This is a genomic window from Pseudomonas sp. ef1 (genome assembly GCF_007293365.2).
In the GTDB taxonomy this organism is placed as follows: Bacteria; Pseudomonadota; Gammaproteobacteria; order Pseudomonadales; family Pseudomonadaceae; genus Aquipseudomonas; species Aquipseudomonas siliginis.
Window position 1 is genome coordinate 729848 of the sequence record NZ_CM129815.1, and the last position, 13275, is coordinate 743122.

Below are 13275 nucleotides of genomic sequence, written 5' to 3' on the forward strand. Positions count from 1 at the left end.
CAATGCGGGAAACCGCGTTGCCTGCCAAAAGATCGCAGCCTTCGGCAGCTCCTACAGGGATCGCATTCCCATGTAGGAGCTGCCGCAGGCTGCGATCTTTTGCTCTATTGCTTGCCCAACGCAAAGTTGGGCAAGGCTCCCAGTGGCTGGTTGAACTGATAGGGAATCGACACCAGCCCTTCGCCGGTATTGCGCTGCACCACGAAGTGCAGGTGCGGGCCGCTGCTGTTGCCGGTGTTGCCCGACAGCGCCAGCGGGCTGCCGACCTTGACCCGCTGGCCTTCGCGCACGCTCACCGAACCCTGTTTCAGATGCAGGTACACGCCCATGGTGCCGTCGTCGTGCAGCACCCGGACGAAATTGCCGGAGGCATCGGTACCGCGCCCGCTCTGGGAATTCTCGGTTTTCACCACTACTCCCGCTCGCGCGGCGATGATCGGCGTGCCCACCGGCATGGCGATGTCCATGGCGTAGCGGTTCTTCGGCCCGTAGTGGCTGTATTGGCCGTTGGCGCCCTGACTCAGGCGAAACGGCCCGCCACGCCAGGGCAGCGGATAGCGATAGCTCTGCGCGGTGCCTGCGGGGTCGCCCAGCGAATACTGGAACTGCGGCGAATACACCAGCGGCTGGTCACGGCTGATCGCCGTCAGCAGCGCCAGCCGTGTGTTGCTGCGCGGTGGCAGCACGCGACGGATCGCCCGCGCAGGCACGCCACGCACATTGCTCGTGCCGATGAAGGCCAGGGCAACCTCGACCGGCGCGTACAAATCGTTGCGCGCAAACACCACGTCGACGCCTTTCTGCTTCTTGATGTCCAGGTACACCTGGCGGTCGAGGCGCTCGACCATACGGTCCTGAAACACGAACACCTTTGCGCCTTTGCTCGGGCGGTCGCTGTACGAGACCACGCCGTTGGCATCGGTGGATTTGTAGATGGTCATGGCCATCGCCAGCTGGGAGGCCAGGCAGAGACCGCAGAAAAACAGCAGGCGCGCGAGCATGGGCAAAAGTCTGTCGAAGGAAGGCCTGGGAATCAGCCTAGCAGCTGAGACAGACCAGGCTAGTCGACAGATGTTTCAAATTGGCCAGCACACAAAGCAAAAGATCGCAGCCTTCGGCAGCTCCTACATGAGAATGCGTTCCCCTGTAGGAGCTGCCGAAGGCTGCGATCTTTTTGGGCCGCTGCGGTTACGCGCCGGGCACGAAGTGCTTCTGCGCCGTGCCCCGGGCGATCAGGCGCGAGATGTAGTCGAGCTTCTGCGCATCCTGGTCGACAAAGCGGAAGGTCAGTTGCAGCCAGTCGCTGTCGGCTTTCTGCTCGTGGGCGACGATGGCGTGCAGGTAACCATTGAGCCGCGCGATCTCGGCGTTGTCGCCCTGCTCCAGATCGAGCACGGCGCTGTCGAGGATCTGCGGCAGGGTCTCGGTGCGCTTCACTACCAGCAGGGCCTCCTTGATGCTCAAGGCCTTGATCACGCATTGCTGGGTACCGCTCGGCAGGCGCAACTGGCCCTGACCACGACCGCCCACCGGCGCCTTGGATGCACCGGGCGCCTGAACTGGCGGGCTGTTGAGCAAACCGCGCGACGGCGCAGCGGCTGGAGCGGGTGCAGCAGCGGCAGGCCTGGCCGCAGCGCCGCCGACCACGGCAGGCTTGCCGCCGGTCAGTGCGCTCAGGGAATCGTTGCCGAACGCCGAGTTCATTTTGGTCGGCGCGCTGTTCATCAAGGTGTCGAGCTTGCCGACCTTGTTCAGTGCCTGCTTGACCTTGGTCAGCAGCTGCTCGTTGGTGAACGGCTTGCTGACGTAACCGGATACGCCGGCCTGAATCGCCTGCACGACGTTTTCCTTGTCACCACGGCTGGTGACCATGACGAACGGCATGGTCTTGAGGTTGTCCTGCTCGCGGCACCAGGTCAGCAGTTCGAGGCCGGACATTTCCGGCATTTCCCAGTCGCACAGCACCAGGTCGAAAGCCTCTTTGGCCAGCATCGCCTGGGCCTTTTTGCCGTTGATGGCGTCCTCGGTGCGGATCCCCGGGAAGTAATTACGCAGGCACTTTTTCACCAGGTCACGAATGAACGAAGCATCGTCCACGACCAACACACTGATCTTGCTCATCCAACACCCCTATTAAAATCCCGGCAAGCATAACGCTGGCTGATGGCACATTGCCAAAACTCTTCAGTCACGCCGGGACTTTTCGTTCGCGGGTGCTGCTTTTAATACGAATCCGCTTCTGAAAAGCAGAAACAAAAACGCCCGGCCAGAGGGCCGGGCGCTTTTCTCAGGCAATCTTACTTATCGTCAGCTTCGCCCGGAACATTAGCGGTTTCAGCGCTTGTGCCTTCAACTTCTTCCTTCATGCGCTTGAGGCCCATGTGACGCACGTCGGTGCCGCGCACCAGATAGATCACCAGTTCGGAGATGTTGCGCGCATGATCGCCGATGCGCTCCAGTGAACGCAGGACCCAGATGATGCTCAGCACGCGCGAGATAGAGCGCGGGTCTTCCATCATGTAGGTGGCCAGCTCGCGCAAAGCGGTTTTGTATTCGCGGTCGATGATCTTGTCGTACTGCGCCACCGACAATGCCAGATCGGCGTCAAAACGCGCGAAGGCGTCCAGCGCATCACGAACCATGTTGCGCACCTGGTCGCCAATGTGACGAACCTCGACGTAACCGCGCGGCGCTTCACCTTCTTCGCACAACTGGATGGCACGACGGGCGATCTTGGTGGCTTCGTCGCCGATACGCTCGAGGTCGATCACCGATTTGGAAATGCTGATGATCAAACGCAGGTCAGAGGCTGCCGGCTGACGACGGGCGAGAATGCGCAGGCATTCTTCGTCGATGTTGCGTTCCATCTGGTTGATCTGGTCGTCGATCTCACGGACCTGCTGAGCAAGGCCGGAGTCGGCCTCGATCAGCGCCGTCACCGCGTCGTTGACCTGCTTCTCGACCAGCCCGCCCATGGCAAGGAGGTGGCTGCGCACTTCCTCCAGTTCAGCGTTGAACTGCGCGGAAATGTGATGGGTAAGGCCTTCTTTGGAAATCATTGTTCGCTCCGCGAAAGTTGCAAGCTTCAAGCTGCAAGCTTCAAGCAGTTATGTGTAAGTCCTGATATCGCACCAATTCTTTCTTGCCGCTTGAAGCTTGCGGCTTGCCGCTGCTGCAATCAGCCATAGCGACCGGTGATGTAGTCTTCGGTCTGCTTCTTCGCCGGATTGGTGAACAGGGTATCGGTGTCGCCGAATTCCACCAGTTTGCCCATGTACATGAACGCGGTGTAGTCGGACACCCGTGCCGCCTGTTGCATGTTGTGGGTCACGATGACGATGGTGAACTTGGACTTCAGCTCGTAGATCAGCTCTTCGACTTTCAGCGTCGAGATCGGGTCGAGAGCCGAGCACGGTTCGTCGAGCAGCAGCACTTCCGGCTCGACCGCGATGGTGCGCGCGATCACCAGACGCTGTTGCTGACCACCGGACAGGCCGAGGGCCGAGTCGTGCAGGCGGTCTTTGACCTCGTCCCACAGTGCTGCGCCTTTCAACGCCCATTCAACGGCTTCGTCGAGGATGCGCTTCTTGTTGATGCCCTGGATGCGCAGGCCATAGACCACGTTCTCGTAGATGGTCTTCGGAAACGGGTTGGGCTTCTGGAACACCATGCCGACGCGACGACGCAGCTCGGCAACGTCTTCGCCCTTGCGATAGATGTTGTTGCCGTACAGGTTGATCGCGCCCTCGACACGGCAGCCGTCGACCAGATCGTTCATCCGGTTGAAGGTACGCAGCAGCGTCGACTTACCGCAGCCGGACGGGCCGATGAACGCGGTCACACGCTGCTTCGGGATGTTCATGCTGACGTCGAACAGTGCCTGTTTGTCGCCGTAGTACAGGCTCAGGCCCGGCACTTCGATGGCGACGGTTTCCTGCGCCAGGTTGAGGCTCTGCTTGTCGCGGCCCAGGGCAGACATGTTGATGCCGTGGCTGTGTGTTTCGTGCTGCATGGGTCTCACTCCGTTCGTAGCTGCAAGCTTCTGGCTGCAAGCTGCAAGTTTGAGCAAAAGCGGCTTGTAGCTTGCCGCTTGTGGCTAATGGCTTTAGCTATCCAGTGCTTTGTATTTTTCGCGCAGGTGGTTGCGGATATACACCGCCGACAGGTTCAGCGTCGCGATCACCAGCACCAGCAGCAGCGCGGTGGCGTATACCAGCGGGCGGGCTGCTTCGACGTTGGGGCTCTGGAAGCCGACGTCATAGATGTGGAAGCCCAAGTGCATGATCTTCTGGTCCAGGTGCAGGTACGGGTAGTTGCCGTCCACCGGCAGCGACGGCGCCAGTTTCACCACACCCACCAGCATCAGCGGCGCCACTTCACCGGCGGCACGGGCCACGGCGAGGATCATCCCGGTCATCATGGCCGGGCTGGCCATCGGGATAACGATTTTCCACAGCGTTTCCGCTTTGGTCGCGCCGAGGGCCAACGAACCTTCACGCACGGTACGAGGAATCCGCGCCAGACCTTCTTCGGTCGCCACAATCACCACCGGCACCGCCAGCAGCGCCAGGGTCAGCGAGGCCCAGAGCAGGCCCGGCGTACCAAAGGTCGGCGCCGGCAGTGCTTCAGGGAAGAACAAGCGGTCGACCGAACCACCCAGCACGTAGACGAAGAAGCCCAGACCGAACACGCCGTAAACGATCGCCGGTACGCCAGCGAGGTTGTTCACCGCGATACGAATGACGCGAGTCAGGGTGTTCTGCTTGGCGTATTCGCGCAGGTACACCGCTGCCAGCACGCCGAACGGTGTAACGATCATCGCCATGATCAGGGTCATCATCACGGTGCCGAAGATCGCCGGGAAGATCCCGCCTTCGGTATTCGCTTCACGCGGGTCGTCGGAGAGGAATTCCCAGATCTTGCTGAAGTAGAAACCAACCTTGGTCAAGGTGCTCATGCCGTTTGGCTGGTAGGCATGCACGACTTTGCCCAGACCGATTTCGATTTCCTTGCCGTTGGCGTCACGGGCGGTCAAGGCGTCGCGGTTGAACTGAGCATGCAAATCAGACAGACGTGCTTCGATGTCTTTGTAGCGCGCGTCCAGCTCGGCGCGCTCGGATTCCATGTCCGCTTGTGCGGTGGCGTCGAGCTTGCCTTCCAGCTCCAGTTTGCGCCCATGCAGTCGGATGCGTTCGAGGCCGGCATTGATTGCGCCGATATCGGTTTTTTCCAGCGTTTTCAGTTGAGCCGCAAGATCGTTCACACGGTCGATGCGCGCTTGCAGTTCAGGCCATGCGGCCTCGCCTTCGGCGATGACCTTGCCATCCTGTTTGACGTTGACCAAATAGCCGTAGAAGTTGCCCCACTCGCGACGCTCGATCGCCATCAATTCTGGCGGCGTGGTCTGCTTGGTCAGCCACTCGCCAACGATCCAGGTGAAGTCGTTGCCGTTCAGGTCACGGTTGCCGACCTTGATCAGCTCGCGGGTCATGAATTCCGGACCTTCGTCCGGCACCGGCAGACCGGCGCTCTTCAGACGTGCGCGCGGCACTTCTTCTTTCTGCACCACTTCGCCGATCACCAGGTGATTGGCCTGGCCCGGTACGTCGTAATGCGCGTGGATCAGGTCCGCCGGCCAGAAGTGACCGAGACCGCGCACGGCAATCACCGCCAACAGACCAATGGTCATGATGACCGCGATGGACACCGCGCCACCGCTGATCCAGACGCCCGGGGCGCCGCTCTTGAACCATCCTTTCAGGGAGTTCTGTTTCACAGACTTCTACCTTTGCTTAAAGCGACGAGTATTTCTTGCGCAGACGCTGACGAATCAGTTCTGCCAGGGTGTTCATGACGAAGGTGAACAACAGCAGCACCAGCGCCGAGAGGAACAGCACGCGGTAGTGGCTGCCGCCGACCTCCGACTCGGGCATTTCCACCGCGACGTTGGCGGCCAGGGTGCGCAAGCCTTCGAACAGGTTCATCTCCATCACCGGGGTGTTGCCGGTGGCCATCAGCACGATCATGGTTTCGCCGACCGCACGGCCCATGCCGATCATCAGCGCCGAGAAGATGCCCGGGCTGGCGGTCAGGATCACCACGCGGGTCATGGTCTGCCATGGCGTCGCACCCAAGGCCAGCGAACCCAGGGTCAGGCCGCGCGGCACACTGAACACGGCGTCTTCGGCGATCGAGTAGATGTTCGGGATCACCGCGAAACCCATGGCCAGACCGACCACCAGAGCGTTGCGCTGGTCGTAGGTGATGCCCAGGTCATGGGAGATCCACATGCGCATGTCGCCGCCGAAGAACCAGTTCTCCATGAACGGGCTCATGTACAGCGAGAGCCAGCCCACAAACAGGATCACCGGAATCAGCAGCGCACTTTCCCAGCCGTCCGGGACTTTCAGGCGGATCGACTCGGGCAGGCGGCTGAAGGTGAAACCGGCGACCAGAATGCCGATCGGCAGCAACATCAGCAGGCTGAAGATGCCCGGCAGATGCCCTTCTACATATGGAGCCAAGAACAGACCGGCGAAGAAACCGAGGATCACCGTCGGCATCGCTTCCATCAGTTCGATCACCGGTTTGACCTTGCGGCGCATGCCCGGGGCCATGAAGTACGCGGTGTAGATCGCAGCGGCGACGGCCAGTGGCGCGGCCAGCAGCATGGCGTAGAACGCGGCTTTCAGAGTGCCGAAGGTCAGCGGCGACAGGCTCAGTTTCGGTTCGAAATCGGTGTTGGCGGCGGTCGATTGCCAGACGTATTTAGGCTCGTCGTAGTTCTCGTACCAGACCTTGCTCCATAGTGCGCTCCACGATACTTCCGGGTGCGGGTTGTCGAGCAGCAACGGCTGCAGCTTGCCGCCGGCTTCGACGATCACCCGGTTGGCGCGTGGCGACAGACCGAACAGGCCCTGGCCTTCAACCACTTGATCGACCAGCAACGTGCGGTGCGCGGTGCTGTGGAACACGCCGAGCTTGCCGCTGGCATCGAGGGCGAGGAAGCCTTTGCGGCGTTCTTCGGCAGCGATTTCAACGATCGGCGTGGTGCCCATCTGGAAGGTGCGGATCTGCTTCAGACGCAGCTCGCCGTCGGTATCGCGGGCCATGAACCACTGAGCCAGACCACCCTTGGAGTCGCCGACGATCAGCGAGATGCCACCGACCAGTTGCGTGGTCGCAGTGACTTCGGCGTCAGCGTTTTCCAGCAGTTTGTAGCGACCGTTGAGGCTCTTGTCGCGCAGGCTGAACACATCGGCCTGGGCACGCCCGTTGACCACGTACAGCCACTGCTGGCGCGGGTCGACGAAGATGTTTTTCACAGGCTCGGTCATCTGCGGCAGATCGATGCGCGTCTGCTCGTTGGTGACTTCGCCGGTCATCATGTTTTCTTCGCTGGTCAGCGAAAGCACATTGAGTTGCGAGCCGGTGGAGCCGACCAGCATCAGCGTCGAGTCGGTGGCATTGAGGCTGACATGCTCCAGCGCGCCGCCGCTTTCGTTCAGCGCAATTGGCGCCTCGCCATACGGATATTCAATGGCCGGGCTGATGGTTTTCTTGCCGTCCGGGTAGCTGACTTTATAGGTGTGACGGAACACCAGCGCCTGACCGTTGGACAGGCCCACGGCCACCAGCGGATGACCCGGCTGGTCTTCGCCGATGGACGTCACGGTAGCGCCCGCTGGCAGCGGCAGTTCGACACGTCTCAATTCAGCGCCACTGTCGAGATCGAAGAACAGTGCCTGGCCCTTGTCGGATACACGCATGGCCACCTGATTCTGCTCCTCGAGCGAGATCATCAGCGGCTTGCCGGCGTCCTGCATCCAGGCCGGGGTGATCGAATCTTTCGCGGTCAGGTCGGCACCTTGAAACAGTGGCGCAACGACGTAGGCGAGGAAGAAGAAGATCAGGGTGATGGCCGCCAGTACCGCGAGGCCGCCGACGAGGACGTACCAACGGGTGAAGCGATCCTTGAGCGCGCGAATGCGGCGCTTGCGTTGCAGCTCAGGCGTATTGAAGTCAATGCGCTTGGGAGGGGAAGTCGTAGTCATTGGGGAATTGGCCAGATCATTCATGCGCACACCCTAGCGATCCTGTATGACAGAAAGATGACAGTGCAGTGACGCAGCAAATCCGCCAGCCGGAAGTCCGGCAGCGGAGTCGAGAATTCGAGGTTGTGAAACCTGTGCAGGAGCTGTCGAGGGAACCGAGGCTGCGATCTTTTGATCTTGCGATCAGAGGCCAGATCAAAAGATCGCAGCCTCGTTTCACTCGTCAGCTCCTACACGGTTCCAGCAGGTCCGGGGGGTTGCCCCGGATCTGCGGTGTTACTTCTTGGCGACAGCGCCGCCTTCTTGCAGACCGAGGTCAGCCAGTGCCTTGGCAGCAACCTTGGCTGGCAGCGGGATGTAACCGTCTTTCACTACCACTTCCTGGCCCTGTTTCGACAGCACCAGCTTCACGAACTCGGCTTCCAGCGGCGCCAGAGGCTTGTTCGGGGCTTTGTTGACGTAAACGTAGAGGAAGCGCGACAGCGGATACTTGCCGTTCAGGGCGTTTTCTTCGGTGTCTTCGATGAACTCGCCACCCTCTTTCTTGGCCAGGGCGACGGTTTTCACGCTGGCGGTCTTGTAGCCGATGCCCGAGTAGCCGACGCCGTTAAGCGAGCTGCTGATCGACTGCACCACCGACGCCGAACCTGGCTGTTCGTTGACGTTAGGCTTGTAGTCGCCTTTGCACAGGGCTTCTTCCTTGAAGTAGCCGTAGGTGCCGGACACCGAATTACGGCCGAACAGCTGGACCGGCTTGTTGGCCAGGTCACCGGTCACGCCCAGGTCACCCCAGGTCTTGACGTCAGCTTTGGCACCGCACAGGCGCGTCGAGGAGAAGATCGCATCGACCTGAGCCATGGTCAGGTGCTTGATCGGGTTGTCCTTGTGCACGAACACGGCCAGGGCATCCACGGCAACCGGGATCGCAGTCGGCTTGTAGCCGTACTTCTGCTCGAAAGCCTGCAGTTCGTTGTCCTTCATCTTGCGGCTCATCGGGCCCAGGTTGGCGGTGCCTTCGGTGAGTGCAGGTGGCGCGGTGGAGGAACCGGCAGCCTGAATCTGGATGTTGACGTTCGGGTATTCTTTTTTGTAGTTCTCGGCCCACAGGGTCATGAGGTTGGCCAGGGTATCGGAACCGACGCTGGACAGGTTGCCCGACACACCAGTGGTCTTGGTGTAGCTCGGGATAGCAGGGTCAACAGCGGCGAACGCGTTGGCAGTCGCAACGCCAGCAGCGACAAAAGTCATTGCCGCCATCAAACGCTTCAGTTTCATGCCTTACTCCTAGCAGATAGGGTGTGTTAAGTCGGGGCCAAGTATCAGCAGGCCATGTGAACACTCTATGGCTGAAATATGACAATTGGATGAAAGGCCAGCATCGGGTTTTTACTGAGCGATTTGTGGTGCCCCATTCGCGAGCAGGCTCGCTCCCACAACTGAAATGTATTCCAACTGTGGGAGCGAGCCTGCTCGCGAAGAGGCCGGTATTGGCGGAGTAGATGTTGAGCTTTAGCGACCCTTCTTCCAGAGCCAGGCGCCTACCAGAATCCCCATCCCGCACAGCACTGCCACATAGTAAGCCGGCCCCATTGCGCTTTCCTTCAGCAGCAGGCTCACCACCATCGGCGTCAAGCCACCGAAGATCGCGTACGCGACGTTGTACGAGAACGACAGGCCACTGAAGCGAACCACCGGCGGGAACGCCTTGACCATCACGTACGGCACCGCGCCGATGGTGCCGACCAGCAAACCGGTCAGTGCGTATAGCGGGAACAGCCAGTCCGGATGGTCGGCGAGGCTGTGGTAGAAGGTCCAGGAGCTGATCAGCAGACCGAGGCAGCCAAAGACAAAGACGCGACCGGCGCCGAAGCGATCGGCCAGCGCGCCAGCGCCAATGCAGCCGAGGCTGAGGAAGACGATGGCCAGGCTGTTGGCTTGCAGCGCCGTGGTTGGCGAGAAGTGGTAGACCGTTTGCAGCACGGTCGGGGTCATCAGAATCACCACGACGACGCCAGCCGAGAGCAGCCAGGTCAGCAGCATCGAAATCGCGATGGCGCCGCGATGGTCACGCAGCACCGCGCGCAACGGCACTTCTTCGGCCAGTGCCTTGCGCAATTGCAGTTCGGCGAACACCGGTGTCTCGTGCAGCCAGCGGCGCAGGTACACCGAGAACAGGCCGAACACGCCGCCGAGCAGGAACGGGATCCGCCAGGCGTAATCCGACACTTCGGCTGGCGTATAAATGCTGTTGATCGCAGTGGCGACCAGCGAGCCGAGGAGGATGCCGGCAGTCAGCCCGCTGGTGAGCGTGCCGCAGGCATAACCGATGTGCTTTTGCGGTACGTGTTCGGAAACGAAGACCCACGCCCCCGGCACCTCACCGCCAATCGCCGCACCCTGGATCACCCGCATCAGCAGCAACAGAATCGGTGCCCAGATGCCGATCTGCGCGTAGGTCGGCAGCAGCCCCATGATCAGCGTCGGCACGGCCATCATGAAAATGCTCAGGGTGAACATCTTCTTGCGTCCCAGCAGGTCACCGAAGTGCGCCATGACGATGCCGCCCAAAGGACGCGCCAGATAGCCGGCGGCGAAGATGCCGAAGGTCTGCATCAAGCGCAGCCACTCGGGCATGTCGGCCGGGAAGAACAGCTTGCCGACGACGGTGGCGAAGAAAACGAAGATGATGAAATCGTAGAACTCCAGCGCCCCGCCGAGGGCGGACAGCGACAGAGTCTTGTAGTCATTGCGGGTCAACGGTCGTGCGGGTTGCTCGGGCTGCGCGAGGCTCGAAGGCGCTGTGGTCATGGCAAGGGCTTCTCTTATAGTCGAATCTGTCGCCACAACAACGCTGGCGGTGGCTTGGACAGGTTCGGCACCATAGCAAATTGTTCGAAAAAGCACATAGAGGCGCGTAATTGACGGTCGAAATCAGAACCGGGTGGTCGTCGCGGGGTCTATCGACCGATATACTCGCCACCTGCGCAGGATTTGTAAGAGGTTGCTGTGCGAAAACGTTGTTGGCCCGTCCTTTGCTCGGGATTTAGCCTTTTTCGCAGAGTTTCCCTTTAGGCGCCTGATGGAAAACGTGACGAACGCAGTGTGTTCGGTGTTGAATCGTTTTTCTTGAAGACGGCTACCACTCGCAATACCCACGAAGAGTCATGGGTCAGAGGCCCCTCGGCATGATAGAGCTCGAACAAGAAGATCCGATCCCACAGGGCGACCTGGCCCTGCAAATCACCGCACTTCCCCGCGAAACCAACGGCTTTGGCGATATTTTCGGCGGCTGGCTGGTCGCGCAGATGGATCTGGCCGGCACTGCCATGGCCAGCCGGGTGGCCGGTGGCCGCGTTGCCACTGTCGCCATCGACCGCATGGCGTTTCTCGTCCCGGTCGCGGTCGGCGCGCAGTTGTCCTTTTATACCCAGACCCTGGAAATCGGCCGCAGCTCGATCCAGATGATGGTCGAAGTGTGGAGCGATGACCCACTCTCCAGCGAATGGCGCAAGGTCACCGAAGCGGTTTTCGTTTTCGTCGCCATCGACGGCAGCGGTCGCACCCGTTCGGTGCCGCCACGCGCGCGTTAAACCTCGCGACCGTTTTGCGGTCGATAGTCGTCCCCAGTGTCTGATCGAGAGTTGCCCATGAACACGCCCAACGTTGAAGCCGTGAAACAGGATGAACTGAACTGCTGGCGCATCCGCCACGGCAAGGCCGAAGTGCTGGTGGCCCAGCAAGGCGCGCACATCCTCAGTTATCAGATCGACGGCCAGCCGCCGATCATCTGGCTCAACGACAAGGCCGAGTTCAAGACCGGCAAGAGCATCCGCGCCGGCGTGCCGGTGTGCTGGCCGTGGTTCGGCAAATTCGAACGCAACCCGAGCAGCGTGCAGGCCATGTATACCGGCGAGCAGCCGGCCCCCGCGCACGGTCTGGTGCGGGCGATGGACTGGGAGTTGGGCAACATCGAATCAGAGGCTGACGGCATCAAGGTCGAATTCAAGCTGCCCTACCCGGAAGGTGGCCTGCCGGGCTGGCCCCACGAAGTCGATCTGACCCTGACCCTGCATCTGGCGGATCAACTGCATTACAGCCTGACCAGCCATAACCGGGGGACTGACAGCGTCACGCTGAGTCAGGCGCTGCACACCTATTTCGCCGTGAGTGACGTGCGTAATGTGCATGTCGACGGCGTGGCCGGGCTGAATTACATCGAGACCCTGGACGACTGGAACACGGCCAGCCAGAGCGACGATCTGCATTTCACCGGCGAGACCGACCGCATCTACCTCGACGTTCCGCCGCAATTGAGCATCGTTGATCCGACCTGGGAACGACGCATCGTGCTGACCTCTACCGGCTCGCGCACTGCGGTGATCTGGAACCCGTGGATCGACCGCGCCGCCGCACTGCCGGACATGGACAACGATGGCTGGCAGCGCATGCTGTGCATCGAAACGGCGAATGTGATGGATGATCTAGTCACACTGGCGCCGGGTGCGCGCCATACGATGGGTGTTAGCGTCGCCAGCAAACCGCTTTAAGATCAAAAGATCGCAGCCTTCGGCAGCTCCTACATTTGGAATGCATTTTCCATGTAGGAGCTGCCGAAGGCTGCGATCTTTTGCTTTAGAGGTCAGCCTCCTGCACCACCCGCACCTTCTCCGCCTCCAGCGCATACGCCGCATCCGCCAGGTCATTACTGACCTTTTCGATTTTAAGCGTGCCGGTCACCCAAAGCGGTGTGTAGATGTCCTCCAGCTTCAACCCTTTCGGATACCGCACCAGCACCAGTTGATTCGGCGGTGGTGGCGGCACGTGGATGCAGGCGCCCGGATACGGCACAAGGAAGAACAGCGTGCTGCGGCCCTTGGCGTCGGATTCCAGCGGCACCGGGTAACCACCGATGCGAATGTGCTTGTCGTTCATCGACGCCACGGTTTTCTTCGAATACATCACCGCCGGCAGACCTTTGGCCTGCTTCATCCCGCCCTTCTCGGTGAAGGTGCCGGTGGCTTCGGGGGAGTTGTGGTCGATTTCCGGCATGGCCTCGAGGGCCTTTTGATCCGACTTGGGCATCAGTTCCAGCCAGTCGGTTTCCGGCAGTTCGCCGGCGTGGGCGAGATAGCTGCCCAGCAAGAGGAGAGGAAACAGAAGACGGCGCATGAAGGTGCTCGGCAGGCAAAGGAATGGACGGTGAGTCGCCGCGCATTCTAGC

At 60.7% G+C, this 13275-nt stretch carries 11 protein-coding genes; 2 read left to right on the forward strand and 9 right to left on the reverse strand.

Going from position 1 to position 13275, the window contains the following annotated elements:
* Window positions 1–104: 104 nt before the first annotated feature.
* The 8 genes from FEE99_RS03530 to FEE99_RS03565 all read right to left on the reverse strand — a co-directional run bounded on the left by FEE99_RS03530 (window position 105) and on the right by FEE99_RS03565 (window position 10862).
* The gene (locus tag FEE99_RS03530; protein ID WP_041476599.1) at window positions 105–1001 is read right to left on the reverse strand and encodes a peptidoglycan DD-metalloendopeptidase family protein; all 897 of its coding nucleotides are present in this window, start codon (window positions 999–1001) and stop codon (window positions 105–107) included.
* Between the two features lie 187 nt (window positions 1002–1188).
* Window positions 1189–2121 carry a response regulator gene (locus FEE99_RS03535; RefSeq protein WP_041476598.1) on the reverse strand — a complete coding sequence of 311 codons (933 nt, stop codon included), beginning with the start codon at window positions 2119–2121 and terminating at the stop codon, window positions 1189–1191.
* A gap of 176 nt (window positions 2122–2297) precedes the next feature.
* On the reverse strand, window positions 2298–3059 hold the full coding sequence (gene phoU, locus FEE99_RS03540) for a phosphate signaling complex protein PhoU (RefSeq protein ID WP_016772483.1): 762 nt from the start codon (window positions 3057–3059) through the stop codon (window positions 2298–2300).
* Window positions 3060–3178: 119 nt separating this feature from the next.
* A complete protein-coding gene (gene pstB / locus FEE99_RS03545) occupies window positions 3179–4012 on the reverse strand; it encodes a phosphate ABC transporter ATP-binding protein PstB (protein ID WP_041476597.1) in 834 nt (277 codons plus the stop codon).
* Between the two features lie 93 nt (window positions 4013–4105).
* Window positions 4106–5776: a phosphate ABC transporter permease PstA gene (pstA, locus tag FEE99_RS03550; RefSeq protein ID WP_016772481.1), complete on the reverse strand. Its 1671-nt coding sequence runs from the start codon at window positions 5774–5776 to the stop codon at window positions 4106–4108.
* Window positions 5777–5792: 16 nt separating this feature from the next.
* On the reverse strand, window positions 5793–7826 hold the full coding sequence (locus FEE99_RS03555; RefSeq protein ID WP_177327001.1) for an ABC transporter permease subunit: 2034 nt from the start codon (window positions 7824–7826) through the stop codon (window positions 5793–5795).
* A 504-nt stretch (window positions 7827–8330) separates the two neighbouring features.
* Window positions 8331–9329 (reverse strand): phosphate ABC transporter substrate-binding protein PstS, encoded by a 999-nt coding sequence (locus tag FEE99_RS03560; RefSeq protein WP_016772480.1) that lies wholly within the window; start codon window positions 9327–9329, stop codon window positions 8331–8333.
* 234 nt (window positions 9330–9563) lie between these two features.
* Entirely contained in the window at window positions 9564–10862 is a 1299-nt protein-coding gene (locus FEE99_RS03565) for an MFS transporter (protein WP_016772479.1), read from the reverse strand.
* 377 nt (window positions 10863–11239) lie between these two features.
* Between FEE99_RS03565 and FEE99_RS03570 the strand changes: the two genes are divergently transcribed.
* Window positions 11240–11644 carry an acyl-CoA thioesterase gene (locus FEE99_RS03570; RefSeq protein WP_003229628.1) on the forward strand — a complete coding sequence of 135 codons (405 nt, stop codon included), beginning with the start codon at window positions 11240–11242 and terminating at the stop codon, window positions 11642–11644.
* Between the two features lie 57 nt (window positions 11645–11701).
* Window positions 11702–12601, forward strand: a complete 900-nt coding sequence (locus FEE99_RS03575) for a D-hexose-6-phosphate mutarotase (protein WP_041476595.1) — start codon at window positions 11702–11704, stop codon at window positions 12599–12601.
* Between the two features lie 85 nt (window positions 12602–12686).
* Here FEE99_RS03575 and FEE99_RS03580 read toward each other — a convergent pair whose 3' ends face one another.
* Complete coding sequence (locus FEE99_RS03580; protein ID WP_041476594.1) at window positions 12687–13223, reverse strand: DUF3299 domain-containing protein; 537 nt, start codon at window positions 13221–13223, stop codon at window positions 12687–12689.
* Window positions 13224–13275 lie beyond the last annotated feature (52 nt).

What these genes read in the sequence shown, in the direction of transcription:
- FEE99_RS03530 (WP_041476599.1), bottom strand. Translation starts at nt 1,001, where the DNA reads ATGCTCGCGCGCCTGCTGTTTTTCTGCGGTCTCTGCCTGGCCTCCCAG.
- FEE99_RS03535 (WP_041476598.1), bottom strand. Translation starts at nt 2,121, where the DNA reads ATGAGCAAGATCAGTGTGTTGGTCGTGGACGATGCTTCGTTCATTCGT.
- phoU (WP_016772483.1), bottom strand. Translation starts at nt 3,059, where the DNA reads ATGATTTCCAAAGAAGGCCTTACCCATCACATTTCCGCGCAGTTCAAC.
- pstB (WP_041476597.1), bottom strand. Translation starts at nt 4,012, where the DNA reads ATGCAGCACGAAACACACAGCCACGGCATCAACATGTCTGCCCTGGGC.
- FEE99_RS03555 (WP_177327001.1), bottom strand. Translation starts at nt 7,826, where the DNA reads ATGCAGGACGCCGGCAAGCCGCTGATGATCTCGCTCGAGGAGCAGAAT.
- FEE99_RS03560 (WP_016772480.1), bottom strand. Translation starts at nt 9,329, where the DNA reads ATGAAACTGAAGCGTTTGATGGCGGCAATGACTTTTGTCGCTGCTGGC.
- FEE99_RS03565 (WP_016772479.1), bottom strand. Translation starts at nt 10,862, where the DNA reads ATGACCACAGCGCCTTCGAGCCTCGCGCAGCCCGAGCAACCCGCACGA.
- FEE99_RS03570 (WP_003229628.1), top strand. Translation starts at nt 11,240, where the DNA reads ATGATAGAGCTCGAACAAGAAGATCCGATCCCACAGGGCGACCTGGCC.
- FEE99_RS03575 (WP_041476595.1), top strand. Translation starts at nt 11,702, where the DNA reads ATGAACACGCCCAACGTTGAAGCCGTGAAACAGGATGAACTGAACTGC.
- FEE99_RS03580 (WP_041476594.1), bottom strand. Translation starts at nt 13,223, where the DNA reads ATGCGCCGTCTTCTGTTTCCTCTCCTCTTGCTGGGCAGCTATCTCGCC.